This is a genomic window from Streptomyces sp. NBC_01485, from assembly GCF_036227125.1.
Taxonomy (GTDB): domain Bacteria; phylum Actinomycetota; class Actinomycetes; order Streptomycetales; family Streptomycetaceae; genus Streptomyces.
This window is the reverse complement of the sequence record NZ_CP109435.1, coordinates 7,059,338-7,085,199: the sequence shown is the minus strand read 5'-3', so window position 1 is coordinate 7,085,199 and position 25,862 is coordinate 7,059,338. Positions and strand designations below refer to the sequence as shown.

At 71.5% G+C, this 25,862-nt stretch carries 21 protein-coding genes and 1 riboswitch; of the genes, 7 read left to right on the top strand and 14 right to left on the bottom strand.

All coding sequences use genetic code 11. The features are described from left to right. Window positions 1-51: 51 nt before the first annotated feature. Both OG352_RS32090 and OG352_RS32085 read right to left on the bottom strand, forming a co-directional pair. Window positions 52-1,299 (bottom strand): sensor histidine kinase, encoded by a 1,248-nt coding sequence (locus tag OG352_RS32090; RefSeq protein WP_329221744.1) that lies wholly within the window; start codon window positions 1,297-1,299, stop codon window positions 52-54. 6 nt (window positions 1,300-1,305) lie between these two features. Then, entirely contained in the window at window positions 1,306-1,959 is a 654-nt protein-coding gene (locus OG352_RS32085; RefSeq protein WP_003993508.1) for a response regulator transcription factor, read from the bottom strand. A 415-nt stretch (window positions 1,960-2,374) separates the two neighbouring features. Here OG352_RS32085 and OG352_RS32080 point away from each other — a divergent pair, with 415 nt between their 5' ends. After that, window positions 2,375-2,548, top strand: a complete 174-nt coding sequence (locus OG352_RS32080; RefSeq protein ID WP_177244520.1) for a hypothetical protein — start codon at window positions 2,375-2,377, stop codon at window positions 2,546-2,548. Between the two features lie 87 nt (window positions 2,549-2,635). On the opposite strand, the gene OG352_RS32075 is transcribed toward OG352_RS32080, so the two are convergent. Together OG352_RS32075 and OG352_RS32070 are read right to left on the bottom strand one after the other, a co-directional pair. Next, window positions 2,636-3,451: an inositol monophosphatase family protein gene (locus OG352_RS32075; RefSeq protein WP_329221738.1), complete on the bottom strand. Its 816-nt coding sequence runs from the start codon at window positions 3,449-3,451 to the stop codon at window positions 2,636-2,638. After that, the gene (locus OG352_RS32070; protein WP_329221736.1) at window positions 3,448-4,587 is read right to left on the bottom strand and encodes a ferrochelatase; all 1,140 of its coding nucleotides are present in this window, start codon (window positions 4,585-4,587) and stop codon (window positions 3,448-3,450) included. Before OG352_RS32070 ends, OG352_RS32075 begins: the two co-directional genes overlap by 4 nt. 236 nt (window positions 4,588-4,823) lie before the next feature. Between OG352_RS32070 and OG352_RS32065 the strand changes: the two genes are divergently transcribed. The 3 genes from OG352_RS32065 (at window position 4,824) to sepH (ending at window position 8,841) form a co-directional block, all read left to right on the top strand. Continuing rightward, complete coding sequence (locus tag OG352_RS32065; RefSeq protein ID WP_329221734.1) at window positions 4,824-6,062, top strand: MFS transporter; 1,239 nt, start codon at window positions 4,824-4,826, stop codon at window positions 6,060-6,062. Then, the gene (locus OG352_RS32060; protein ID WP_329221733.1) at window positions 6,022-7,341 is read left to right on the top strand and encodes a D-arabinono-1,4-lactone oxidase; all 1,320 of its coding nucleotides are present in this window, start codon (window positions 6,022-6,024) and stop codon (window positions 7,339-7,341) included. Before OG352_RS32065 ends, OG352_RS32060 begins: the two co-directional genes overlap by 41 nt. Window positions 7,342-7,803: 462 nt before the next feature. Then, entirely contained in the window at window positions 7,804-8,841 is a 1,038-nt protein-coding gene (gene sepH / locus OG352_RS32055) for a septation protein SepH (protein WP_329221731.1), read from the top strand. Window positions 8,842-8,986: 145 nt separating this feature from the next. On the opposite strand, the gene OG352_RS32050 is transcribed toward sepH, so the two are convergent. After that, window positions 8,987-9,838, bottom strand: coding sequence for a sulfurtransferase (locus OG352_RS32050; RefSeq protein ID WP_329221730.1), 852 nt, complete (start codon window positions 9,836-9,838; stop codon window positions 8,987-8,989). Between the two features lie 220 nt (window positions 9,839-10,058). Here OG352_RS32050 and OG352_RS32045 point away from each other — a divergent pair, with 220 nt between their 5' ends. Next, window positions 10,059-10,862 (top strand): VOC family protein, encoded by an 804-nt coding sequence (locus OG352_RS32045; protein WP_329221728.1) that lies wholly within the window; start codon window positions 10,059-10,061, stop codon window positions 10,860-10,862. 19 nt (window positions 10,863-10,881) lie between these two features. On the opposite strand, the gene OG352_RS32040 is transcribed toward OG352_RS32045, so the two are convergent. The 4 genes from OG352_RS32040 to OG352_RS32025 all read right to left on the bottom strand — a co-directional run bounded on the left by OG352_RS32040 (window position 10,882) and on the right by OG352_RS32025 (window position 16,319). Then, window positions 10,882-11,529: a thymidine kinase gene (locus OG352_RS32040; RefSeq protein WP_329221726.1), complete on the bottom strand. Its 648-nt coding sequence runs from the start codon at window positions 11,527-11,529 to the stop codon at window positions 10,882-10,884. 56 nt (window positions 11,530-11,585) lie between these two features. Next, entirely contained in the window at window positions 11,586-12,830 is a 1,245-nt protein-coding gene (locus tag OG352_RS32035) for an alkaline phosphatase family protein (protein ID WP_329221725.1), read from the bottom strand. After that, window positions 12,830-13,426, bottom strand: a complete 597-nt coding sequence (locus tag OG352_RS32030; protein WP_329224039.1) for a DUF5998 family protein — start codon at window positions 13,424-13,426, stop codon at window positions 12,830-12,832. Before OG352_RS32030 ends, OG352_RS32035 begins: the two co-directional genes overlap by 1 nt. 76 nt (window positions 13,427-13,502) lie before the next feature. After that, complete coding sequence (locus OG352_RS32025) at window positions 13,503-16,319, bottom strand: bifunctional acetate--CoA ligase family protein/GNAT family N-acetyltransferase (RefSeq protein WP_329221724.1); 2,817 nt, start codon at window positions 16,317-16,319, stop codon at window positions 13,503-13,505. Window positions 16,320-16,499: 180 nt separating this feature from the next. On the opposite strand from OG352_RS32025, the gene OG352_RS32020 reads away from it, so the two are divergent. Next, window positions 16,500-16,781 (top strand): HPr family phosphocarrier protein, encoded by a 282-nt coding sequence (locus OG352_RS32020; RefSeq protein ID WP_329221723.1) that lies wholly within the window; start codon window positions 16,500-16,502, stop codon window positions 16,779-16,781. Window positions 16,782-16,967: 186 nt separating this feature from the next. On the opposite strand, the gene OG352_RS32015 is transcribed toward OG352_RS32020, so the two are convergent. From OG352_RS32015 to OG352_RS32000, 4 genes are all read right to left on the bottom strand, one after another. Beyond that, window positions 16,968-17,663, bottom strand: a complete 696-nt coding sequence (locus OG352_RS32015; protein WP_329221722.1) for a GntR family transcriptional regulator — start codon at window positions 17,661-17,663, stop codon at window positions 16,968-16,970. 188 nt (window positions 17,664-17,851) lie between these two features. Beyond that, window positions 17,852-18,601: a M23 family metallopeptidase gene (locus OG352_RS32010; protein WP_329221721.1), complete on the bottom strand. Its 750-nt coding sequence runs from the start codon at window positions 18,599-18,601 to the stop codon at window positions 17,852-17,854. A 14-nt stretch (window positions 18,602-18,615) separates the two neighbouring features. Beyond that, a riboswitch (cyclic di-AMP (ydaO/yuaA leader) is annotated at window positions 18,616-18,814 on the bottom strand. A gap of 214 nt (window positions 18,815-19,028) precedes the next feature. Beyond that, window positions 19,029-20,417, bottom strand: coding sequence for a M16 family metallopeptidase (locus tag OG352_RS32005; protein ID WP_329221719.1), 1,389 nt, complete (start codon window positions 20,415-20,417; stop codon window positions 19,029-19,031). Next, entirely contained in the window at window positions 20,414-21,763 is a 1,350-nt protein-coding gene (locus OG352_RS32000) for a M16 family metallopeptidase (RefSeq protein ID WP_329221717.1), read from the bottom strand. Before OG352_RS32000 ends, OG352_RS32005 begins: the two co-directional genes overlap by 4 nt. A gap of 271 nt (window positions 21,764-22,034) precedes the next feature. Between OG352_RS32000 and OG352_RS31995 the strand changes: the two genes are divergently transcribed. Beyond that, window positions 22,035-24,518, top strand: coding sequence for a DNA gyrase/topoisomerase IV subunit A (locus OG352_RS31995; protein ID WP_329221715.1), 2,484 nt, complete (start codon window positions 22,035-22,037; stop codon window positions 24,516-24,518). A 21-nt stretch (window positions 24,519-24,539) separates the two neighbouring features. On the opposite strand, the gene OG352_RS31990 is transcribed toward OG352_RS31995, so the two are convergent. Further along, complete coding sequence (locus tag OG352_RS31990; protein WP_329221714.1) at window positions 24,540-25,640, bottom strand: CobW family GTP-binding protein; 1,101 nt, start codon at window positions 25,638-25,640, stop codon at window positions 24,540-24,542. Between the last annotated feature and the right edge of the window lie 222 nt (window positions 25,641-25,862).

Here is a 25,862-nt window from a genome sequence, read left to right as displayed (position 1 = left end):
CAGAAAATTCAGCGCAAAGCGAACATCCTCGCGTGTGTCGGCGACATGATCTCAGACGGGCAGAGTGACCCGCATCACGAGCCCACCCCCCTCGCGCGGCTGTGCCGCGATATGGCCGCCGTGCGCCCGGGCCACGGAGCGCACGATGGACAGGCCGAGCCCGACACCCTTGTCGCTACCCGTCCGCTCCGTACGCAACCGGCGGAAGGGCTCGAACAGGTTGTCGATCTCGTATGCCGGCACGACCGGCCCGGTGTTCGACACGACCAGAACCGCCTGGCCGTGCTGGACGTCGGTGGTCACCTCGACCCAGCCGCCGTCCGGCACGTTGTACCGTACGGCGTTCTGTACGAGGTTGAGGGCGATCCGCTCCAGCAGGACGCCGTTGCCCTGGACGACGGCGGGTTTCTGCTCGCCGCGGATCACCACGCCCTTGGCCGCCGCCTCCCCGTGCATCTGGTCGACGGCCTGTTCGGCGACCTCCGCGAGGTCGACCGGCTTGCGCTCGACGATCTGGTTGTCGCTGCGGGCGAGCAGCAGCAGGCCCTCGACGAGCTGCTCGCTGCGTTCGTTGGTGGCCAGCAGCGTCTTACCGAGCTGTTGCAGCTCCATCGGCGCGCCCGGGTCGGAGAGGTGCACTTCGAGCAGCGTGCGGTTGATCGCCAGCGGTGTTCTCAGCTCGTGCGAGGCGTTGCCGACGAAGCGCTGCTGGGCGGTGAAGGCGCGCTGCAGGCGGTCCAGCATCTCGTCGAAGGTGTCGGCGAGCTCCTTCAGCTCGTCGTCCGGGCCGTCCAGCTCGATACGGCGGGACAGGTCCGAGCTCGCCACCGCGCGCGCGGTGCGTGTGATCCGGCCCAGCGGCGACAGCACACGGCCGGCCATCGCGTAGCCGAAGGCGAAGGCGATGATCGCGAGGCCGAGGAGGGCGAGCAGGGAGCGGCTGAGGAGGTTGTCCAGGGTCACCTGGCGCTGGTGGTCGATGCAGGCGCTGATCACGGAGTTGAACTGGGCCAGGCCCGTCTCGTTGGTGACCGCGGGGCAGCCGGCGCTGGCGACCTTGACCTCGCCGGTGGCGCTCACGATCTTGAACGGCGGCTGGTTGCCCGTGCTGATGGCCTGCGCTGCGAGCAGGTAGATGATCGACAGCAACAGAATGCCGGCGATCAGGAACATGCCGCCGTACAGCAGCGTGAGGCGTATGCGGATGGTCGGGCGCAGCCACGGGAGCGCGGGCTGCGGCCTCCTGGGGTCCCAGGTGGGCTTCGGGGGCGTCTGGGGAGGCGCGGGCGTCGATGCCACGGCGGATCAGATCCGGTAGCCGGAACCGGGGACGGTGACGATCACCGGAGGTTCGCCGAGCTTGCGGCGGAGCGTCATGACCGTCACGCGCACCACGTTGGTGAACGGGTCGGTGTTCTCGTCCCAGGCCTTCTCCAGGAGCTGCTCCGCGGAGACGACGGCGCCCTCGCTGCGCATCAGGACCTCCAGGACTGCGAACTCCTTGGGCGCGAGCTGGACCTCCTTGCCGTCGCGGAAGACCTCGCGGCGGTTGGGGTCGAGCTTGATGCCGGCCCGCTCCAGGACGGGCGGCAGCGGCACGCTGGTGCGCCGGCCGAGGGCACGCACGCGTGCGATCAGCTCGCTGAAGGCGAAGGGCTTGGGGAGGTAGTCGTCGGCGCCGATCTCGAGGCCCTCGACCCGGTCGCTGACGTCGCCGGACGCCGTGAGCATCAGCACGCGCGTGGGCATGCCGAGTTCGACGATCTTGCGGCAGACGTCGTCGCCGTGCACGAGGGGGAGGTCGCGGTCGAGGACGACCACGTCGTAGTCGTTGACGCCGATGCGCTCCAGGGCGGCCGCACCGTCGTACACGACGTCGACGGCCATGGCCTCCCGGCGCAGTCCGGTGGCCACCGCATCGGCGAGCAGCTGCTCGTCCTCGACGACGAGTACGCGCACGTCGCTTGTCCTTCCTCTGTCCACCCGCGTAGCGCTCCGTGAGCGCACATGGGCAGGAGTCCTGGTGAGTGTGGCCTCCATCCTGCCCGTTTCGGCCATAAGTCGGCGGTAAGACGGGTGCGCGGCAGATGAAGGACCGGTGTGAAGCCCGGGAATGCGAGATTTTCTCGTCGGGTTGAGGTTTCCGTGGAAGGGAGCGGGGGGAGGACGGCTTTACACCCCGCGATCACGCTCTGCATGTGCCACAGCACCATGTGGTACGCCGCGTTCCGCTTGCCGCAGAGTGGGCGTGGGTGTCCGGCACCGTCGCCGCCCGGCAGGCAGCGCTGGGCACCCGTTCGCAGACGTGATCGCCCCTTCCCAACCGGCACACCCCCGTGCCACCGACCCACGACCCAGGACGAGGGGGCGCAGCATGGACGCATTCACCGCAGGACTTCTGCAGCGCATAAGGGCGACCGAGTCCGACCTGACACGGGCTCGCGACGAGGGAGACGACTTCCTCGCCGAGGTGGAGCAGGCCGAGCTCGACGACCTGCGCCGCCTCGCCGCCGAGCACGGTGTCGAGGTCGGCGCGACAAGCGTCTGAGCAGTTCCTACGGAATTCCCGCGCACGACGGAAGGGCCCCGGCGAATCCAGCGCCGGGGCCCTTCCACGTGTCCGCGCCAGGGCGGCTCAGTCGTGCCAGGCGCCGAAGTCGTCCAGGAGTCGCTGGAGGGGCTCGAAGACGCCGGGCGTGGCCGCGACCGTCAGATCGCGTGCGGGGCGCTCTCCGGGCCGTCCACCGGTCAGCGCGCCCGCTTCCCGGGCGATCAGGTCGCCCGCGGCGAGGTCCCAGGGGTGAAGGCCGCGTTCGTAGTAGCCGTCGAGGCGGCCGGCGGCCACGTCGCACAGGTCGACCGCGGCCGAGCCGCCGCGCCGGATGTCCCGCAGCAGCGGGATGAGCCGCTGCACGACGTCGGCCTGGTGGGCGCGGACCTCGGTGACGTAGTTGAAGCCGGTGGAGACCAGGGCTTGATCCAGGGGCGCCGCCGGACGGCAGGACAGCACCCGCTCGCCCTCCCAGGCCCCGGTCCCGCGCGCACCGCCGCCGCGCACCGCGTGGTACGTCTCACCGCGCATCGGGATCTCGACGACGCCGACGACCGTCTCGCCGTCCTGTTCGGCCGCGATGGAGACGGACCAGGTGGGCAGCCCGTAGAGGTAGTTGACCGTGCCGTCCAGCGGGTCGATCACCCAGCGGATGCCGCTGCTGCCCTCGCTGGAGGCGCCCTCTTCTCCGAGGAAGCCGTCGTCGGGGCGGTGCTCGGAGAGCAGGCCCGTGATCAGCTTCTCGGCGGCGATGTCCATCTCGGTGACCACGTCGATCGGGCTCGACTTGGTGGCGGCGACCGCGAGGTCGGCCGGGCGGCCGTCCCGCAGCAACTCACCGGCCCGGCGGGCGGCCGCCTTGGCGAGCACGAGGAGTTCGGTGTGCAGGGGGTCGGTCACGCCGCTCCTCCCGCGTAGGGGGTGTCGGCGCCCGCGGCGGCGGGCTTGGGGGCGCGGGCGGGGCAGCAGCCCACCGGGCACAGGTTGTGGCTCGCGCCGAGCGCCCCCAGGGCGCACGGGGTGACCTCCAGGCCGCTCTCCTGCGCGGCGCGCTCCAGGACGAGCTCGCGGATCGCGGCGGCGAAGCGCGGGTCGGCGCCGACGGTGGCCGAGCGGCGTACCGGCAGGCCGAGCTCCTCCGCCTTGGCCTTCGCCTCCGTGTCGAGGTCGTAGAGGACCTCCATGTGGTCGGAGACGAAGCCGATGGGGGCCATCACGACCGCGGGGGCGCCGGCCGCGTGCCGCTCCTCCAGGTGGTCGCAGATATCGGGCTCCAGCCACGGGATGTGCGGGGCACCGGAGCGGGACTGGTAGACGAGCTGCCAGGGACGGTCCACGCCGGTGCGCTCGCGGACGGCGTCGGCGATGAGCCGCGCGGTGTCCAGGTGCTGTCGCACGTACGCGCCGCCGTCGCCGTGGTCCTCGACCGGTCCGGAGCTGTCGGCCGAGGCCGTCGGGATCGAGTGGGTGGTGAAGGCGATGTGGGCACCCGCGCGGACGTCCTCGGGGAGGTCGGCGAGGGATTCGACGACGCCGTCGATCATCGGCGCCAGGAAGCCCGGGTGGTTGAAGTAGTGCCGCAGCTTGTCGACCCTCGGCAGTTCGAGGCCCTCGGCCTCCAGCGCGGCCAGCGAGTCGGCGAGGTTCTCGCGGTACTGGCGGCAGCCCGAGTACGAGGCGTAGGCGCTGGTGGCGAGGACGAGGATGCGGCGGCGGCCGTCGGCGGCCATCTCGCGCAGGGTGTCCGTGAGGTACGGGGCCCAGTTGCGGTTGCCCCAGTAGATCGGCAGGTCCAGGCCGTGTTCGGCGAAGTCCTTGCGCAGGGCGTCCAGCAGGGCGCGGTTCTGGTCGTTGATGGGACTGACCCCGCCGAACAGGAAGTAGTGCTGCCCGACTTCCTTGAGGCGTTCCTTGGGGATGCCGCGCCCGCGGGTCACGTTCTCCAGGAACGGGACCACGTCGTCCGGGCCTTCCGGGCCGCCGAAGGAGAGCAGGAGCAGGGCGTCGTAGGGGGTGGCATCGTGCTCGTCTCGCATGGGTCGATCCTGCCACCCGCCTCTGACAGCCGGGAAACGGCGGGGGTCGGTCGGGGCGCGTCATCCGTACGCCCTTGTGCGTTAGGGTTGCCTAACTTCGTAAGCTGTATGAGCTGCAGTCACGCCTTACCGGTTCTGCCGGGTTCACCGCACGCCGCACCGAGCCCTGCCGAGCCGCCTTCCTTCACGTCGCGCCGAGCCGCCACGCGCGCGTGAACCGGACCACCGGAGACCCCGTGCCGAGCCCCTACCGCGCCCTGTTCGCCGCCCCCGGCTCCAAGGGCTTCTCCGCCGCGGGGTTCCTCGGCAGGATGCCGCTGTCCATGATGGGCATCGGCGTGGTCACGATGGTCTCCCAGCTCACCGGGCGCTACGGGCTCGCGGGCGCGCTGTCGGCGACCATCGCGCTGGCGGCCGCGGCCTTCGGGCCGCAGATCTCGCGCCTGGTGGACCGGCACGGGCAGCGCAGGGTGCTGCGCCCGGCGACGCTGGTCGCGCTCGCCGCGGCGGCCGGGCTGCTGCTGGCCGCGCACTTCGAGTGGCCGGACTGGGTGCTGTTCGTGAGCGCCGCCGGTGTCGGTACCGTGCCCAGCCTGGGCGCGATGATCCGGGCCCGCTGGGCGGCCCTGTACCGGGGCACGCCCCAACTGCACACGGCGTACTCGTTCGAGTCCGTGGTGGACGAGGTGTGCTTCATCTTCGGGCCGATCATCTCCATCGGCCTGTCCACCGTCTGGTTCCCGGAGGCGGGACCGCTGCTGGCCGCCTGCTTCCTCGCCGTCGGCGTCTTCTGGCTGACCGCCCAGCGGGCCACCGAGCCGCAGCCGCACCCGCGCGAGCAGCGCGGCGGCGGTTCGGCGCTGCGCTCGCCCGGACTCCAGGTCCTGGTGGCCACGTTCGTGGCGACCGGGGCGATCTTCGGGGCGGTCGACGTGGTCACCGTCGCCTTCGCCGACGAGCAGGGCCACAAGGGCGCCGCCAGTGTCGTCCTGGCGCTCTACGCGGCCGGTTCCTGCGCGGCCGGGCTCGTGTTCGGCCTGCTGCGCCTCAAGGGGTCGCCGGAACGGCGCTGGCTGCTGGGCGTGTTCATGATGGGCGTGAGTATGATCCCCCTCCTACTGGTCGGAAACTTGCCGTTCCTGGCCGTGGCGCTCTTCTTTGCGGGCCTGGCCATCGCTCCGACGATGATCACCACGATGTCCCTCATCGAAGAGCACGTACCACGCGCACAATTGACCGAGGGCATGACCTGGATCAGCACCGGGCTCGCGGTCGGGGTCGCGCTCGGGTCCTCCATCGCCGGCTGGGTCATCGACTCGTCCGGCGCGCGGGCCGGGTACGGGGTTCCGGCGGTGTCCGGAGCCGTCGCGGTCGCGGTCGGTTTCCTGGGGTACCGCCGGCTGAGCAGGCCGGCACCGGGGCGGGGAGGCACCGTTGAGCAGCACAGCGAGCGGGAAGAACGGCACGTGGCGTAACTGGGGCGGCAATGTCACCGCACGCCCCGCGCGGGAGGTCATGCCCGCCTCCGTCGAGGAACTGGCCGCGGCCGTGCGCCGGGCCGCCGAGGACGGGCTGACGGTGAAGGCGGTCGGCACCGGCCACTCCTTCACGTCGATCGCCGCGACCGACGGGGTGTTGATCCGCCCTCAACTCTTGACCGGCATCCGCAACATTGACCGCGACGACATGACCGTCACGGTCCAGGCCGGCACACCGCTCAAGAGACTCAACATGGCCCTCGCGCGCGAGGGGCTGTCGCTCACGAACATGGGCGACATCATGGAGCAGACGGTCTCGGGGGCCACCAGCACCGGCACGCACGGCACCGGCCGCGAGTCCGCTTCGATCGCCGCCCAGATCAGGGGCCTGGAGCTGGTCACGGCGGACGGCTCGGTGCTCACCTGCTCCGAGAAGGAGAACCCCGATGTCTTCGCGGCGGCGCGGATCGGCCTGGGCGCCCTCGGCATCGTCACCGCGATCACCTTCGCCGTGGAGCCGGTCTTCCTGCTCACCGCGCGCGAGGAGCCGATGCCCTTCGACAAGGTCCTCGCCGACTTCGACGAACTGTGGGCCGAGAACGAGCACTTCGAGTTCTACTGGTTCCCGCACACGGGCAGCACCAACACCAAGCGCAACAACCGCAGCGCCGGTCCCGCCAGGCCGGTGAGCCCGGTCACGGGCTGGATCGAGGACGAGTTCCTCTCCAACGGCGTCTTCCAGGCGGCCCAGTGGGTCGGCCGGGCGGTGCCCGCCACGATCCCGACGATCGCCCGGGTCTCCAGCAAGGCCCTGTCCGCGCGCACTTACACGGACATCCCCTACAAGGTCTTCACGTCTCCGCGCCGGGTGCGGTTCGTGGAGATGGAGTACGCCGTCCCGCGCGAGGCCGTGGCCGAGACGCTGCGCGAGCTGAAGACGATGGTCGAGCGCTCGGGCCTGCGGATCAGCTTCCCAGTGGAGGTGCGCACCGCGCCCGCCGACGACATCACCCTGTCCACCGCCTCCGGCCGCGACAGCGCGTACATCGCCGTCCACATGGTCAAGGGCACGCCCTACCAGGGGTACTTCACCACCGCCGAGCGCATCTTCACCGCCCATGAGGGCCGGCCGCACTGGGGCAAGGTGCACACGCGGGACGCGGAGTACTTCGCCGGGGTGTATCCGCGCTTCGGCGAGTTCACGGAGCTGCGGGACCGGCTGGATCCCGACCGCCGGTTCCAGAACGACTACTTGCGGCGGGTCCTGGGGGCGTAGCGGACCCCGCCGGAGGGGGCGCGCGGGGACGTACGGCCGGACGATACGTACGAACGAAGCGACTGCTTCCGTTTCGGGAGATCACGTGAAGGCGGCCTCGCGCAGGCACGCAAAAAGGGCGCCACGGACAGTCAAGTCCCACCTCTTGCCAGAAGTTGAGTGGCGCGCCAATCCACGCACGTGGCCCAAATGGAGTACTGTTGCGAGCCCTGAGCCCGGTCTCCCGCCAGGATGTCCGGGGCCTCGCCGGAACGTCCGGAGGGGGACTAGTTGCACAGGGTGACGGCCTTGGTCACTTAGCGTGGTGAATAGGTAACCGTGCCATAACGACGGCGCAGGACCTGTGCCCGACACGCCGGGCAACTCGGCAAGGTTGTGGCAGGCTGCACCCGGGCAGGCCACACTCGACTAGCGGAAGCAGCGACGCACGTGACGTCGGCAGGCACCACCCGGGAGGTCCCCATGCCCGAACTGCGTGTCGTGGCCGTCTCGAATGACGGCACACGGCTGGTGCTGAAGGCTGCGGACAGCACGGAGTACACGCTTCCGATCGATGAGCGTCTGCGCGCCGCTGTACGCGGCGACCGTCCCCGCCTCGGCCAGATCGAGATCGAGGTGGAGAGCCATCTCCGCCCCCGTGACATCCAGGCGCGTATACGTGCCGGTGCGACCGCGGAAGAAGTCGCGCAGATGGCCGGCATCCCCGTCGACCGTGTGCGCCGCTTCGAGGGTCCCGTGCTGGCCGAACGCGCCTTCATGGCCGAGCGGGCCCGGAAGACTCCGGTCCGTCGGCCCGGTGAGAACGCCGGGCCGCAGCTCGGCGAGGCCGTCCAGGAACGGCTGTTGATGCGCGGCGCCGAGAAGGACACCGTCCAGTGGGACTCGTGGCGTCGCGACGACGGCACCTGGGAAGTCCTGCTGGTCTACCTGGTCGCGGGCGAACCGCACTCGGCGAGCTGGACGTACGACCCGCCCCGGCGGCTCGTCCAGGCCGTCGACGACGAGGCGCGTTCGCTGATCGGCGAGTCCGACGACCTGGCCGCCCCCGAGCCCAGCTTTCCGTTCGTCCCGCGTATCGCCCGGCTGCCGCGCGATCGCCCGCTGGACCGCGCCCTCGACCGGCCGAGTCTGCCGGCCCAGCCGTCGGAACCGGCCGAGGAGAACATCGGCGAGCGCGAACGGGACTCGCTGACCAGCCTGTTGGAGGCGGTGCCGAGTTTCCGGGGCGACATGGTCGTCCCGGAGCGCCCGGCGGAGCCCGCCACGGAGGAGCCCGACGAGCAGGAGCCGGTCGCCGAGGAACCCCCGGCGCCCGCCGCCTCCGCCGGTTCCGCCTACGCGGACGTCCTCATGCCGCGTTCCGTCGGCAGTCACCGCGACCGTCTCGTCGGCGCGACCGACCGGCAGGCCGAAGCGGACGGCGTCCGTCCGGGCCGCCGGGCCGCCGTACCGAGCTGGGACGAGATCGTGTTCGGGACACGGCGGAAGAAGCAGGAGTAACAAGCACGGCAGGCGTGAGCGGTCCCCGGGCAACTCGCCCGGGGCGCCCGCCGGTTCGCGGATGTCGGTTCGCACGTGGGTACATACGTCGGGGAGGGCCGCACCTGTTCGGTGCGGCCCTCCCCGAACGTGTCCGCGCGGTCGGTCACTGGGGGTCGGGGCCCACGGCGACCGGACGGGCCGGATCCGAGGACCACTCCGACCAGGACCCGACGTACAGAGCCGCCGGAATCCCGGCGACGGCCAGAGCCAGCACCTCGTGGGCCCCGGAGACGCCCGAACCGCAGTACACGCCCACCTCGGTGCCGTCCGGCGCTCCCAGCGCCTTGAAGCGGGCCTTCAGGTCCTCGGCGGGCAGGAAGCCGCCGCCTGGGGCCACGTTGTCGTTCGTGGGCGCGGACACGGCACCCGGAATGTGACCGCCGACCCGGTCGATCGGCTCGACCTCGCCCCGGTACCGCTCTCCCGCGCGGGCGTCGAACAGCACTCCGGAGCGGGCGAGCGCCGCGGCCCCGTCCGCGTCGAGAAGGCCTGTGGCGCCCGGCATCGGCTCGAAATCGCCCTCCACGCGCGCGGGGACGTCGACCGAGAGGTCCCCCTGCCACGACGGCAACCCGCCGTCGAGGACCCGCACGTCCGGGTGACCCGTCCAGCGCAGCAGCCACCACGCGCGTGCCGCCGCCCAGCCCTGCCCGCCGTCGTACACGACCACGGGCCGGCCGGCCGAGACACCCGCTCGGCGCATCACCGCGCCGAACTCCCCGAGATCGGGCAGCGGATGCCGGCCACGCCCGCCCGGCGCGCCCGCGAGCTCCCGGTCCAGGTCGACGTAGACCGCGCCGGGCACATGCCCGGAGCCGTACGTGGCGCGGCCGTCGAAGGGCGGCTCGCCGGCCGCCTTCGCCACGCTGAGCTGCCAGCGGACGTCGAGGACGACGGGCGGGTTCTCCCCCGCCAGGTCGCCCGCCAGTTCCGATGCGGTGATGATGGCGTTCATGGTCACCATCCTCGCGCACGGGGTGGCCCTGTCGCTCATGTCCGGCTACTCTGCTCGGCCGGACAGGCTCGATCACGGGGCGTACGGGATCGGGCACATGCCGTACAGGCGATCGGCATACGGCGACAACCGCCCGTGAACCGATGAGAAACCCCCCATCAGGCATCCTCCGAGGGCGGAAGCGACACGGCCGCCACGAGGGGCCGAGGAGAGAGTGACGATGACCGAGGCAGGCGGGTCGGCCGGCCCGATCGGCGCAGCACACGCTCGGTACGCGCCAGGCACACCCTGCTGGGTGAGTCTGATGGCGCACGGGTTGACCGCGACGCAGGAGTTCTACCGTGCGCTGTTCGGTTGGGAATTCCAACCCGGTCCGCAGCAGCTCGGCCCCTACGTGCGGGCGCTGCTCGACGGCCGTGAGGTGGCCGGCATCGGCCAACTGCCCCTGGACCGCCACCTCCCCGTGGCCTGGACGCCGTACCTCGCTTCGGACGACGTGGACACGACCGCCGAAACGGTCCGGCTGTGCGGCGGCACGATCGGGGTCGGCCCCCTGGACGCCTCCGAAGCCGGGCGCCTGGCGATCGGCTCGGACCCCTCCGGCGCGATCTTCGGCGTCTGGCAGGCGGCGTCACTCGTCGGCACGGCCGTCACCGGCGTGCCCGGCACCCCCGCCTGGTACGAGCTGGTGACGTACGAGACCGCGAGCGTCCGCAAGTTCTACGAGACGGTCTTCGGGTACGAGGAGGAGTCGGTGGTGTCCGCCGACTCCGACCACCTGACCCTGCACATCGACGGCCGCCCGGTCGCCGGCATCCACGGCGTGGGCGGCGCCCTGCCCCGCGACCAAGGCCCGCACTGGACGACGTACTTCGAGGTGGCCGACACCGACGCGGCGCTCACCCTCGTCGCCGGCCTCGGCGGGCACGTCCTCGGGCCGGCCCAGGACGGCGCGCACGGGCGCGTGGCGACCGTGACCGACCCCGAGGGGGCCCGCTTCGTCCTGGTCCAGGATCCGCGCTGAGGGGCGGTTCCGGCGGTTCCTAGGCCTGCTGCACCGGCAGCACGTCCGGCGACAGGGCTGCCGCCCGCGCCGATGCCGAGGTCATCCGGCGCCGGTGGTGGCGTCGGCACAGGACCTCGTAACCGACCGTGTCGGCCTGGTCCACGTCGCCGACGACGACCTGTGCGCCCTCGACGACCATGACGCCGCCCACCGTGCGGGCGTTGTGCGTGGCGCGGGCGCCGCACCAGCACAGGGCCTCGACCTGGAGGACCTCCACACGGTCGGCGAGTTCGACGAGCCGCTGGGAGCCGGGGAACAGCTTCGAGCGGAAGTCGGTGGTGATGCCGAAGGCGTAGACGTCGATGTCGAGGTCGTCCACCACGCGCGCGAGCTGGTCGATCTGCTCCTCGGCCAGGAACTGCGCCTCGTCCGCGATCACGTAGTCCGCGCGGCCGCCCTGCGAGAGGTGGTCGACGAGGGAGACGTACAGATCCTGGCCGTCCTCGACCTCGACCGCGTCGGTGACCAGGCCGAGGCGGGAGGACAGCTTGCCCTCGCCCGCGCGGTCGTCGCGCGTGAAGATCATGCCCTGCAGCCCGCGCGCGGAGCGGTTGTGCTCTATCTGGAGAGCCAGCGTCGACTTCCCGCAGTCCATGGTTCCGGAGAAGAACACCAGCTCGGGCATGGGGAGTCGAGCGCCTTTCGGTGAAGATGAAGGAGGGGAGAAACGGGTCTGGAGCTTCAGGAGCGTACTTCGAGCAGAGGGACGAACTGCTCGGCAGGGGTCATCGAGCCGTGGTTGCCGACCATCGCCGACTCCTTGGGCTCCCGCTCGGAGGCGATGATCAGGACGTCGTCGCGGGCGGCCGCGATCACGTCGCCGAGGCGGTCGTACACCCGCTCGTCGATCTGCGGCCCGAACCAGCCCGCGGCGATCGCCTCGTCCCGCGAGGCCACCCAGAACTGCTCCCCGAGCACCTCGCGCCAGCAGGTCAGGACGTCGTCCTGGGCGCCCGGTACGGCGTAGACGTGGCGGGCGCGGCCCTCGCCGCCCAGCAGGGCGACGCCGGCACGCAGCTCCCAGTCCGCGTCGAAGTCGATGCGGTGCTCCTCGTCGAAGGGCACGTCGACCATGCCGTGGTCGGCGGTGACGTAGAGCGCGCTGCGCGGCGGGAGTTGCTCGGCGAGGCGCTGGACGAGCCGGTCGACGTACATGAGCTGGCCGCGCCAGGTGTCGGAGGCGACGCCGTAGCGGTGCCCGGCGCCGTCCAGTTCGGCGTAGTACGTGTAGACGAGGGAGCGGTCGCCGGCGGCGAGCTGCTCGGCGGCGAGGTCCATGCGCTCCTCGCCGGTCAGCCGCCCGTGAAACGTTCCGCCACTGAGCGCGACCTTGGTCAGCGGGGTGTTCTGGAACGCGGGGGACGACACCTGGGCCGCGTGCACGCCCGCCTCGTGGGCGAGCTGGAAGACCGTGGGGTACGGCTGCCAGGCGCCCGGCGAGGTCCACGGCTGCCAGCGGAGCTGGTTCATCAGCCCGCCGGTGGCCGGGTCGCGCACGGTGTAGCCGGGCAGGCCGTGGGCGCCCGGCGGGAGGCCGGTGCCGACGGAGGCGAGGGAGGTCGCGGTGGTCGCCGGGTAGCCGGCGGTGAGCGGGCGTCCGGTGCCGCCGCGCGAGCTGCCGAGGAGCGCGTGCAGATAGGGCGCCTCGTCGGGGTGGCTCTTGATCTGCTCCCAGCCGAGGCCGTCGATCAGGAAGACGCAGTTGCGGTCGGCCGGGGTCAGCTCCGGGATCGCGGCGGTCATGCCGGGGACGCCCATGCCCGCCGCCAGCGTCGGCAGCAGGTCGGCGAGGGAGCCGGAGCCGTACTCGGGGACGGGGGCGGAGCCGACAGCGAGCGGTTCGGGGTAGTCCCAGGGGACGGAATCAGAAGGGGTGGGCGCGGAGCGCCCTCGGTCATGGGCGGAGGGGGGAGACGGGTGGGACATCAGCGGGTTACGTCCGCGGTGGCCTCGGAGAGGGACTGCGCGAAGGCGAGCGTCTGGCGCACCGTCTCCGGGCCGTCCCCGGCCTCGCTGACGCGCAGGCTCAGGTCGTCCGCCGTCGAGCTGCCGGTGTAGCCGTGGTCGGCGTCGCAGTTGGGGTCGCCGCAGGCGGCCGGCTCCAGGTCGATGCGGGCGACGGCACCCCAGCCGATGGTCAGCACGACCTCGCGCGGAAGGGTGCCCGGCGTGTACGACTCCGGGTTGGCGACCACGCGGCTGAGTACGACCGAGGAGATCCGGCCGAGCTTCACGGACTCGGTCGACGTCGTGGCGTACGGCGTCGGGGAGGTGGTGTCGGCGGCCTGTTCGTCGGTGTGGCTGACGATGAAGCGGTTGCCGGTGAGGACCAGCACGGTCACGTGGCGACGCACCTCGTTCTGGTCGAACGTGGTCTCCTGGTGGACCAGGAACGACCGGATCGGCTCGCCGCCCACAGCGGCCTCCACCGCCTCGGCCACGAGTGCCGGGTAGTAGCCGCTGCGCTCGATCGCCGCGCGCAGCCCCTGGGTCGTCGTACTGGTCTTGGCCATGCCCTCCATCCTACGGGGACCCACTGCCTGCGAGGCACCGCTCGCGGCCCCTTCCGTAGGCCCGCTGTCCGGTCTTTCCGTCTCTTCAGTACGCCGGCAGCGTTCTCGGTCCGAGGTCGTCGCGCGCGGGCGGGGGCGCGAGGCGTACGGAGGCGCCCAGGACGCTCAGGCCGTGCGGGGCGACGACGACCGGCTCCAGGGTGACCGCGACGACCTCGGGGTGGTCGTCGACCAGCCGGGACACACGCAGCAGCAGCTCCTCCAGGGCCGGGGTGTCGACGGGTGTCGAGCCGCGCCAGCCGAAGAGGAGCGGGGCGGTCCGGATGGAGCGGATCAGCGAGGTCGCGTCGCGGTCGGTGACCGGGACCAGGCGGTGCGCCATGTCCCCGAGCAGTTGCGAGGCGGCTCCGGCGAGGCCGAAGGACAGCACGGCTCCGGCCGCCGGGTCGATGACCGCGCGGACGACCGTGTCGACTCCGCGCGGGGCCATCGACTGGACGACCGGGCGGAGCTCCTCCGGTCTGCCGAACAGCTCGGCCAACTCGGCGTACGCCCGCCGCAGTTGCTCCTCGTCGGCCAGGTCGAGGCGTACGCCGCCCAGGTCGGCGCGGTGGCGCAGGTGCGGGGCGGTGGCCTTGAGGGCGACGGGGTAGCCGAGGGCGCCGGCGGCCCGCGCGGCCTCGTCCGGGGTGGGCGCGGGGATCGCGCGGCGGGTGCGGATGCCGTAGCGGCCGAGCAGCTCGCACGTCTCCTCGGTGCCGAGGGTGAGGCCCTGCCCGCGCGCGAGGAGCCCGCCGATCAGTTCGGCGGCGCCCTTCTCGTCGATGTCCTCGTACTCGGGCACCTTGCCGGGGTCGGCCGCCTCGCGCCGCCACTGGGCGTACTTCACAGCTTCGGCGAGGGCGCGGACGGCGCGTTCGGCGGCGGGGAATGCGGGGATGAGGTGCGTTCCCTCGGGCGCCTCGACGGCGGCGGTGGGCCGTTGGGCGCCGGTGTCTTCCGTGGCGGCACGCGCGCGTGGGGTCGCTTCCGCACGGGGTGCGGTGCTCGTCGCGGCGGACAGGGCGGCCGCGAGGCCGCCGAGTTCCACGTGCACGACGAGCACCGGCTTGGCGGGAGCCGCGGCCGCCGCCGAGCGCAGGGCCTGCGCCAGTTCCGCGTCCCCGGGCGACGCCTCCCCGATCGCCGGGATCGCCGTCACGACCACCGCGTCGCAGGTCTCGTCGGCCAGCGACCGCGCGAGCGCCGCGTGGAAGTCCTGCGCGGACGCCTCCGTCGTCAGGTCCAGCGGGGGCAGCGGGCGCAGGCCCTCGGAGAGGCAGGCGTCGTACGTCAGCAGACCCAGCGACTCGGAGTTGCCGAGGATGGCCACCCGCGGTCCCGTCGGCAGCGGCTGACGGGCGAGCAGCAGGCCCGCGTCGACCAGCTCGGTGATGGTGTCCACACGGATCACGCCGGCCTGCCGCAGCAGCGCCGACACCGTCGCGTGCGGCAGCCGCGTCGCCCGTACGGCATGCCCCTGTGGGGCGGAACCGGTGCCCTGGACGACGACCAGGGGCTTGGCGGCCGCCGTGCGCCGGGCGAGGCGGGTGAACTTGCGCGGGTTGCCGATGGACTCCAGGTACATGAGGGCGACGTCGGTGTCGGGGTCGTCGTACCAGTACTGCACGACGTCGTTGCCGGAGACGTCCGCGCGGTTGCCGGAGGAGACGAAGGTGGACACCCCGGTGACGCCGGTGACGCCTCCGCCGCGTCGGTGGAGCCGGGACAGCAGGGCGATGCCGATGGCGCCGGACTGGGCGAACAGGCCGATGCGGCCGGGTCTCGGCATCTCCGGGGCGAGCGAGGCGTTGAGCCGCACCTCCGGGGAGGTGTTGATGATCCCGAAGGCGTTGGGGCCGATGATCCGCATGCCGTACGCGCGCGCGTGCCGGACGAGTTGGCGCTGACGCTCGCGCCCGTCGGGGCCGCTCTCGGCGTAGCCGGCGGAGAGGACGACGAGTCCCTGCACGCCGTGCTCGCCGCACTCGGCGACGGCCTCCGTCACGTGCTCGGCCGGTACGGCGAGGACCGCGAGGTCGACAGGCCCGTCGATGTCGCGCACCGAGCGGTGGGCGGGCACTCCGTCGAGTTCCTTCAGGTCGTCGGGGAAGGCCTTGTTCACGGCGTACAGGCGGCCGGTGAACCCGGCCTCCCGGAGGTTGCCGAGAACGCTCCGGCCGACGCCGCCGGGCGTCCGGCCGGTGCCGACGACGGCGACGGAGCCGGGCGCCAGCAGCCGCCGTACGGAGTGTGCCTCGGCGCGCTGCTCCCGCGCACGCTGCACGGCGAGGGAGCGCTCGGTGGGTTCGAGGTCGAACTCCAGGCGGACGACGCCGTCCTCGAAGCTGCGCTTCTGGGTGTAGCCGGCGTCCGTGAACACCTTGATCATCTTGGAGTTGGCGGGGAGCACCTCGGCGGCGAAGCGGCGGATGTCTCGCTCGCGCGCGACGGCCGCGATGTGTTCGAGGAGCGCGGAGGCGACACCGCGCCCCTGGTGGGCGTCCTGCACGAGGAAGGCGACCTCGGCCTCGTCGGCGGGCGCGGAGGCGGCCATGCCGTCGGCACCGATGCGGTCATAGCGCACGGTTGCGATGAACTCGCCGCCGACCGTGGCCGCGAGTCCCACCCGGTCCACGAAGTCGTGGTGCGTGAAGCGGTGGACGTCCTTCGCGGACAGGCGCGGGTAGGGCGCGAAGAAGCGGTAGTACTTGGACTCGTCCGAGACCTGCTCGTAGAAGCTGACCAGGCGTTCGGCGTCGTCGACGGTGATGGGGCGGATGCGCGCGGTGCCGCCGTCGCGCAGCACCACGTCGGCCTCCCAGTGGGCGGGGTACTCGTGCCGGTCCGACGCGCTCTGCATGGGGCCCAGAGTACGGCTCGCATCTGACGACGGCGCGAGGCAGTCTGTGGAGGACGGACGTCGGATCGAGGCCGCGATCCGACGTCCGCGCACCGGGACGGGTCGCGAGGACCCGTCCCTCACACGCTTCACGTGTGGAACACTGGTCTAGACAACCTGAACACTGAAGGGCAGCATCACATGGCTGAGCGCCGCGTCAACGTCGGCTGGGCCGAGGGCCTTCACGCCCGCCCCGCTTCCATCTTCGTCCGGGCCACCACGGCCGCAGGTATCCCGGTGACGATCGCCAAGGCCGACGGCAACCCCGTCAACGCGGCCTCCATGCTGGCCGTTCTCGGCCTGGGCGCCACGGGCGGCGAGGAGATCGTCCTCGCCTCCGAGGCCGAGGGTGCGGAAGCCGCCCTCGACCGGCTGGCGAAGCTGGTCGCCGAGGGTCTCGAGGAGCTCCCCGAGACCGTCTGAGCAAGGACCGGCCGAGCAGGCCTTGTCTTATTCGAGGGGCGCGGTGCTCGTCACTTGAAAGACGTCGTCCCGCAAACTCCGAAGGGCTCGTCCGAAATTATCGGGCGAGCCCTTCGCATTTCCCGTTGACGGGCAGCGGAAATAATCCCCCGCGAATTATCCCCCTCTTTGTATACGGCTCCCGTGTTAATGCCGCAGGCCCGTCATGTTTACGGGAGGTTGCGAAGTCCTCACGCGGTCGGCGCGCTCCGGTCCGCCGGAAAAGCGCAGCCGGTGCACGGCGGTCGAGCGCTCGGTGTGCAGCGCCGTGACGGCCCGCGCGCGCTCCCCGTCGCCGCGCGCCACCGCGTCCACGATCGCGCCGTGCTCCGCCCAGGACTCCACCGGGTTGACCGGCGCCTCCACCGCGTACATCCAGGCGATCTTGTGGCGCAGCTGGGTGAGCATCGACGTCAGGGCGTGGCTTCCGGAGGACTGGGCGAGCGTCTCGTGGAACCAGCCCCCCAGGGAGCGCAGATCGTCGCTGTTGCCCCTCCTGGCCCGCTCCTGGCCCAGCCGGACGAGGCCGCGCAGCACCTTCAAGTGGGCCTCCGTGCGCCGCTGGGCGGCCCGGGAGGCGCCGAGCGGCTCCAGGAGCATGCGCATCTCCAGCAGGTCCGCGGCCTCCTGCTCGGTCGGTTCCGCGACGCACGCGCCCGCGTGCCGCCGCGTGACGACGAAGCCCTCCGCCTCCAGCGTGCGCAGCGCCTCCCGGACGGGGACGCGGGACACGCCGTAGCGGCGGGCGAGGAGTTCCTCCGTGAGGCGGCTGCCGCGCTCGTAGACACCCGCGACGATGTCGTCCCGGATGGCCGTGCACACCGAGTGCGCCGGAATACGCATGACGGACCTCCGCCTTAATCCCCGTGAAACGTCGACGATTGACGTGTGTTCCGTGACTCTATTGCAATGAGCGGGAATTTCCGATGGCGGGCCGGAATCCAGGGATATTTTTTGGACAGGAAGGCATCGAAAACGGCGAAAGCCCCGGCCGGAAGGGCCGGGGCTGGACGATCTGTCGCCGTGCGTCGTCAGACGTTCACGCCGTGCTGGCGGAGGTAGGCGACCGGGTCGATGTCCGAGCCGTACTCCGCGCTGGTGCGGGCCTCGAAGTGCAGATGCGGGCCGGTGACGTTGCCGGTCGCGCCGGACAGGCCGATCTGCTGGCCGGGGGCGACCTGCTGGCCCACCGAGACGCCGATGGACGACAGGTGGCCGTACTGGGTGTACGTGCCGTCGTTCATCTTGATGACGATCTGGTTGCCGTACGAACCGCCCCAGCCGGCCTCGACGACGGTGCCCAGGCCGACCGCGTGCACCGTGGTGCCGGTCGCGGCGTGGAAGTCGATGCCGGTGTGGCTGCCGGAGGACCACAGGGAACTGCTGGCGTGGTAGCCGGTGGAGACGTAGGAGCCGGTGATCGGCGGCACGAAGGCGTTGAGCAGCTTGCGCTCGGCCTCCCGGGCGGCACGCACGCGTGCCTCGCGCTCCTCCACGGCCTTCTTGGCGGCCGCCTCGCGCGCGGCCTCCTCGTAGGCGGCCTTCTTCTGCACGGCGACCTGGTCGTCGATCTGCTCGATGACGGATTCGCCGGCGGTGACGACGGGGATCAGCCCGGTCTGCTCGGGGGCGGGCTCGGCGGCGAAGGCCGGAACGGAGGCGACGGTGGCCATGACACCGGTGGTGGTGAGCGCCGCTACGCCCGCCGCGCGCGCGGTGGTGCGCTGCATGCGGCTGGGCCGACGGTGCTTCCCGGAGCGGACGGCACTGGTGGACGCCATGAAGCGGGGGGTGTCCTTTCCTTCCCTCTCGCCTACCGGGTTAGCTGACGGGTTCGGAGCAGGAAGGTCTCCTACGGGCCCCCTCGCGGCTCGCGCGGGCGTCCGATTCACCCCAGGGACTTCTGGGCCCCTCCAGCCGCGAAGGCGGCGACAGGAGGGAGGGTCCCCGGCTCCCCTGGCTCGCGCCGTACGGGGACTCGGCGATGGCTGTCCGGTGCCGCGGTTGCGGCGCACTGCCTGACGAACAGTCCGGACGAAGCTAAGCGGGACACCTTTGAATCCTCAAACGAATCCCGGTTTTTGTAGCGCATCCCACAGGGCAGACAGGCAGCCTCCACCTCAATTCGGACACCAGGAGGCCCTGGTGACGTGTCCGTCGACCAGGGCCCCTACGCGCGCGTGCCGTTGCCCGCGTCCGTCGTGCCGGCTACTCGGCGGAGACGACCTTCACCTCGCCGATGCCGAGGGCCTCGACCGGCTCCTTGATCTGAGCCGCGTCGCCGACGAGGACGGTCACCAGCCGGTCCACCGGGAAGGCATTCACGGCCGCCGCTGTGGCCTCCACGGTGCCGGTCGCGGCGAGCTGCTGGTACAGCGTCGCCTGGTAGTCGTCGGGCAGGTGCTGCTCGACCTGGTCGGCCAGGGTGCCCGCGACGGCCGCGGCGGTCTCGAACTTCAGCGGCGCCACCCCGACCAGGTTCTGCACGGCGACATCACGCTCGGCGTCGGTCAGGCCCTCGGCGGCGAGGGTGCGCAGCACCTTCCACAGGTCCTCCAGCGCGGGACCGGTGTTCGGGGTGTCCACGGAGCCGCTGATGGCGAGCATCGCGGCGCCCGAGCCGTCCGGGGCGGACAGCATGACCTGCCCGAAGGCACGGACGCCGTAGGTGTAGCCCTTCTCCTCGCGCAGGACGCGGTCCAGGCGGGAGGTGAGGGTACCGCCGAGGCAGTACGTGCCGAGCACCTGCGCGGGCCACACGCGGTCGTGCCGGTCGGCGCCGATCCGGCCGATCAGCAACTGCGTCTGGACGGCGCCGGGGCGGTCCACGATGACGACCCGGCCGGTGTCGTCGGCGGTCACCGGCGGCACCGGCCGCGGCTGCGCCGAGGAGCCCGTCCAGGCGCCCAGGGTGTCGCCGAGGAGCGCGTCCAGGTCGACGCCGGTGAGGTCGCCGACGACCACGGCGGTGGCCGTGGCGGGGCGGACGTGCTTCTCGTAGAAGGCGCGTACGGCTACGGAGTCGATCTTCTCGACCGTCTCCGCGGTGCCCTGGCGCGGGCGGGACATGCGCGCGGTGGCCGGGAACAGCTCCTTGGAGAGCTCCTTGGCGGCGCGCCGGGAGGGGTTGGCCAGCTCGTGCGGGATCTCGTCCAGGCGGTTGTGGACGAGGCGCTCGACCTCGCTGTCGGTGAACGCGGGCGCCCTGAGGGCGTCGGCGAGCAGACCGAGGCCCTTGGGCAGACGCGAGGCCGGCACTTCGAGGCTGAGGCGGACGCCGGGGTGGTCGGCGTGCATGTCGAAGGTGGCGCCGCAGCGCTCCAGTTCGGCGGCGAACTCCTCGGCGGAGTGCTTGTCGGTGCCCTCGGCGAAGGCGCGCGCCATGATCGTGGCGACGCCGTCGAGGTCGGCCGGTTCGGCGTCCAGGGGCGCGTCGAGGTGGATCTCGACGGCGACGACCTGCTGGCCGGGGCGGTGGCAGTGCAGGACCGTCAGGCCGTTGGCCAGCTCGGTGCGTTCGGGCGCCGGGAACGCCCACGGCTTGGCCTCGCCCGCCTGGGGCTGGGGGCGGTAGTCCATCGTGGCGAGCTCGGTCACCGGGCCGCCTCCTCGTTCTCGTCCTGGTCGGCGGGGGCTTCGGCGGCGGTCGGCTCGTAGACGAGCACCGCGCGGTTGTCGGGGCGCAGGCGGGCCTTGGCGACCTCCTGCACCTCCTCGGCCGTCACGTCCAGCACGCGCTGGACGGCGGTCAGGGCGAGCTGCGGGTCGCCGAACAGGACTGCGTAGCGGCACAGTTCGTCCGCGCGGCCGGCGACCGTGCCGAGCCGGTCGAGCCACTCGCGCTCCAACTGGGCCTGGGCGCGCTCCATTTCCTCGGCCGTGGGGCCCTCCTCGGCGAACCGGGCGAGCTCCTCGTCGATGGCGGTCTCGATGACGGGCACCTCGACGTCACCGGACGTCTTCACGTCCAGCCAGCCCAGGGAGGGCGCGCCGGCGAGCCGCAGCAGGCCGAAGCCGGCCGCGACGGCCGTACGGTCGCGGCGCACGAGCCGGTTGTAGAGGCGGGAGGACTCGCCGCCGCCCACGATCGTGAGCGCCAGGTCGACGGCGTCGCACGCGCGCGTGCCGTCCTGCGGCAGGCGGTAGGCGGCCATCAGGGCGCGGGCCGGGACCTCCTCCTCGACGATCTCGCGCAGTTGCCCGCCGATGACGTCGGGCAGCGAGCCGTCCCGGGGCGCGGGCTTGCCGTCGTGGCCCGGGATGGAGCCGAAGTACTTCTCGACCCAGGCGAGGGTCTCCTCGGGGTCGATGTCGCCGACCACGGAGAGGACCGCGTTGTTGGGCGCGTAGTACGTCCGGAAGAACGCGCGCGCGTCCTCCAGGGTCGCCGCGTCCAGGTCGGCCATCGAGCCGATCGGCGTGTGGTGGTAGGGGTGGCCGTCCGGGTAGGCGAGGGCGGTCAGCTTCTCGAACGCCGTGCCGTAGGGGACGTTGTCGTAGCGCTGGCGGCGCTCGTTCTTGACGACGTCGCGCTGGTTCTCCATCGACTCGTCGTCGAGCGAGACGAGCAGGGAGCCCATCCGGTCGGCCTCCAGCCAGAGGGCGAGCTCCAGCTGGTGGGCGGGCATGGTCTCGAAGTAGTTGGTGCGCTCGAAGCTGGTGGTGCCGTTCAGCGAACCGCCCGCACCCTGGACCAGTTCGAAGTGGCCGTTGCCCTTGACCTGGCCGGAGCCCTGGAACATCAGGTGCTCGAAAAGGTGAGCAAGGCCCGTACGCCCCTTGACTTCGTGGCGCGAGCCGACGTCGTACCAGAGGCACACCGCCGCGACGGGGGTCAGGTGGTCCTCCGAGAGCACCACGCGCAGGCCGTTGGCCAGGCGGTGCTCGGTCGCTGTCAGGCCCCCGGAGCCTGCCTGGGCTGTGGCGGTGTGACCCATGGGCATGTACGTCCCTTCCGATCGCGGACGCGGTCGTCGAAACCGCGGTTTTCCTGCCGGTCCTGCCACTGTATGCAAGCGCGCGGACGGTCGGCGAAGTTCCCGGACGGCGTACGCCCAGAGCGAGATCGCGTAGCCTGCGGGCAACCGTGAAGGAGATGCCTCCTGGCGCAGGGCCGGACGGCCGACGCCAGGCCCTCGCCCGCACTGTCAGTGCCACGGTCCACAATGGTCCGCGTCAGATCCCGTCACACGCCCCAGCAAGGAGCCGGCAGCGATGGCCCGCCGCAGCACGAAGACCCCGCCGCCCGACGAGTCGTACGAGGAGCGGATCCTCGACATCGACGTCGTCGACGAGATGCAGGGCTCCTTCCTCGAGTACGCGTACTCGGTCATCTACTCCCGCGCCCTGCCGGACGCCCGCGACGGCCTCAAGCCGGTGCACCGCCGCATCGTCTACCAGATGAACGAGATGGGCCTGCGCCCGGAGCGCGCCTATGTGAAGTGCGCCCGGGTCATCGGCGAGGTCATGGGCAAGCTGCACCCGCACGGCGACGCGTCGATCTACGACGCCCTGGTGCGCATGGCGCAGCCCTTCTCCATGCGCGTGCCGCTGATCGACGGCCACGGCAACTTCGGCTCCCTGGGCAACGACGACCCGCCGGCCGCCATGCGGTACACCGAGTGCCGCCAGGCCGAGGCCACGAGCCTGATGACCGAGTCGATCGACGAGGACACGGTCGACTTCACGCCCAACTACGACGGCCAGGAGCAGGAACCGGTGGCGCTGCCCGCCGCGTTCCCGAACCTGCTGGTCAACGGCGCGTCCGGGATCGCGGTCGGCATGGCCACGAACATGCCGCCGCACAACCTGGGCGAGGTCATCGCGGCCGCCCGGCACCTGATCCGCTACCCGGGCGCGGATCTGGATGCCCTGATGAAGTACGTTCCGGGCCCCGACCTGCCCACCGGCGGCCGGATCGTCGGCCTCTCCGGCATCCGGGACGCCTACGAGAACGGCCGCGGCACCTTCAAGATCCGTGCCACGGTGTCGGTGGACACGGTGACGGCCCGTCGCAAGGGCCTGGTGGTCACCGAACTGCCCTTCACCGTCGGCCCCGAGAAGGTCATCGCCAAGATCAAGGACCTGGTCGGCTCGAAGAAGATCCAGGGCATCGCCGACGTCAAGGACCTCACCGACCGTGCGCACGGCCTGCGTCTGGTCATCGAGATCAAGAACGGCTTCGTGCCGGAGGCGGTCCTGGAGCAGCTCTACAAGCTGACGCCGATGGAGGAGTCCTTCGGCATCAACAACGTGGCGCTGGTCGACGGCCAGCCGCTCACGCTGGGCCTCAAGGAGCTCCTGGAGGTCTACCTCGACCACCGCTTCACCGTCGTGCGCCGCCGCAGCGAGTTCCGCCGCGCCAAGCGCCGCGACCGGCTGCACCTGGTGGATGGCCTGCTGACGGCGCTCGTCGACATCGACGAGGTCATCCGGCTGATCCGCTCCAGCGACAACAGCGCGCAGGCGAAGGAGCGCCTGATGGAGCGCTTCTCGCTGTCGGAGATCCAGACCCAGTACATCCTGGACACCCCGCTGCGCCGGCTCACCAGGTTCGACCGCATCGAACTGGAGGCGGAGAAGGAGAGGCTCAACGCGGAGATCGCCGAGCTGACCCGGATCCTTGACTCGGACGCGGAGCTGCGCAAGCTGGTCTCGGCCGAACTGGCCGCGGTGGCGAAGAAGTTCGGCACCGAGCGGCGTACGGTCCTGCTGGAGTCGTCGGGCGTCACGGCCTCCGCCGTACCGCTCCAGGTCGCGGACGACCCGTGCCGCGTCCTGCTGTCCTCCACCGGGCTGCTGGCCCGCACGGCGAACGGCGATCCCTTCGCGGCGAACGCCGAGGACGCCGAAGACACCGAGAACGCCGACGACAAGCGCACCAAGCACGACGTGATCGTCTCGGCGGTGCCGGCCACCGCGCGCGGGGAGATCGGCGCGGTCATCTCGTCGGGCCGGCTGCTGCGGATCAACGTCGTCGACCTGCCGCAGCTCCCGGACACGGCGGCGGCGCCGAACCTCTCGGGCGGCGCCCCGGTGGCGGAGTTCGTCTCCCTGGAGGGCGACGAGACGGTGGTCTGTCTGACCACGCTCGACGAGTCGTCCCCGGGCCTGGCCATCGGCACGGAGCAGGGCGTGGTCAAGCGGGTCGTGCCCGACTACCCGACCAACAAGGACGAGTTGGAGGTCATCACCCTCAAGGACGGCGACCGGATCGTCGGCGCCATCGAGCTGCGCACCGGCGAGGAGGACCTGGTCTTCATCACCGACGACGCCCAACTGCTGCGCTTCCAGGCCTCGCAGGTGCGCCCGCAGGGCCGTCCGGCGGGCGGTATGGCGGGCGTCAAGCTCACCGAGGGCGCGAAGGTGATCTCGTTCACGGCCGTGGACCCCGCGGCGGACGCGATGGTCTTCACGATCGCGGGCTCGCGCGGCACCCTGGACGACTCCGTGCAGACGACCGCCAAGCTCACCCCCTTCGACCAGTATCCGCGCAAGGGCCGCGCCACCGGCGGTGTGCGCTGCCAGCGGTTCCTGAAGGGCGAGGACTGCCTGTCCCTGGCCTGGGCGGGCCCCGTCCCCGCCAAGGCGGCCCAGAAGAACGGCCTGCCGGTCGACCTGCCGGAGATCGACCCGCGCCGCGACGGATCGGGCGTGTCCCTGCCGAAGACGATCTCGGTGGTGGCGGGCCCGGTCTAAGCCTCGGTCTGGGGGCTGGGTCTAAACCTCGGCTTCTGCCTCCGCTTCGGCTTCGGCTTCAGGGAAAGCCTCTTCCTCGGGGCCTTGGACGAAGCGCAGGACGCCCCACATGCCGTGTTCGTCGGCGTGTGGGGCGTCGTTCACGCACGCTTCGAGTTCCTTGCCGAGGGCGGCGGTGTCGATGCCGGAACCGATCAGGACGAGCTGGGTGAGGCGGGCGGCCGCGGCCGGCCAGGGTTCCGGGTAGAAGCGGAGGAAGCGGCCGACGGCGTGTACGGCGTACCGGTTGGCCAGGTCGTGCGGGCCGAAGTCGACGTACCCCTTGATCCGGTACAGCCCTTCGGGCCTGCTGTCGAGGAACCCCATCAGGCGACGCGGGTCGAGGGGGGCCTCGGCGGTGAAGGAGAGGCTGTCGTAGGCGGTGTGGAGGTGGTCGGTGTGATCGTCCGCGGTGTGGTCGCCGCCGGTGTGGTCGTGCAGGTCGTCGAAGGAGAGCTGCCCGACCCGCTCCTCGCTCGGCCGGCAGTCGAAGAGGAACTCGGGGTCGACGCGGCCGTAGGTGGCGGGGACGACGGCGGCCCGGTCGGTGAGGGACCGGACGAGCCCCAGGACGCGCTCGGCGTCGGGCGCGCGGTCGAGCTTGTTCACCACGACAAGGTCGGCGAGGGCGAGGTGCCGGTCGACCTCGGGATGCCTGGCCCGGGTCTCGTCGAACTCGGCGGCGTCGACGACCTCGACGAGCCCGCCGTAGACGATGCCGGGATGCTCGCTGGCGAGCACCATCCGCACGAGTTCCCGGGGCTCGGCGAGACCGCTGGCCTCGATGACGATGACGTCGATGCCGACAGCCGGCGCGGCGAGCCGTTCGAGGTAGACGTCGAGTTCACTGGCGTCGACGGCGCAGCACAGGCAGCCGTTGCCGAGGGAGACGGTGGAGTCGCCGAGCGCGCCGGCCACCGCCATGGCGTCGATCTCGATCGCGCCGAAGTCGTTCACGATCGCGCCGATCCGGCTGCCGCCGCTGCGATGCAGGAGATGGTTGAGCAGGGTCGTCTTGCCGGAGCCGAGGAATCCGGCGAGTACGACGACCGGGATCTGCTGCGGACTGCGACTCTGCGACACGTGCGACCTCTCTGACACCTACGCGTGCACCGGCTCACGGCCCGGCGCACGTACGAGAACTGAATGCGGCACCAGGATACGAGCCGGAAGAAACACCGCGAAGTGAACGATTGTTAGCAGCACTCGCGGGGCAGACGTCTGGCAAGGCGCCCTGGCGTGCGACCCTCGCTTCCCTCTGTGCGCCTCCCCTCCGCCTCCCCCGCCGATCAGAGCCGCTCGGCA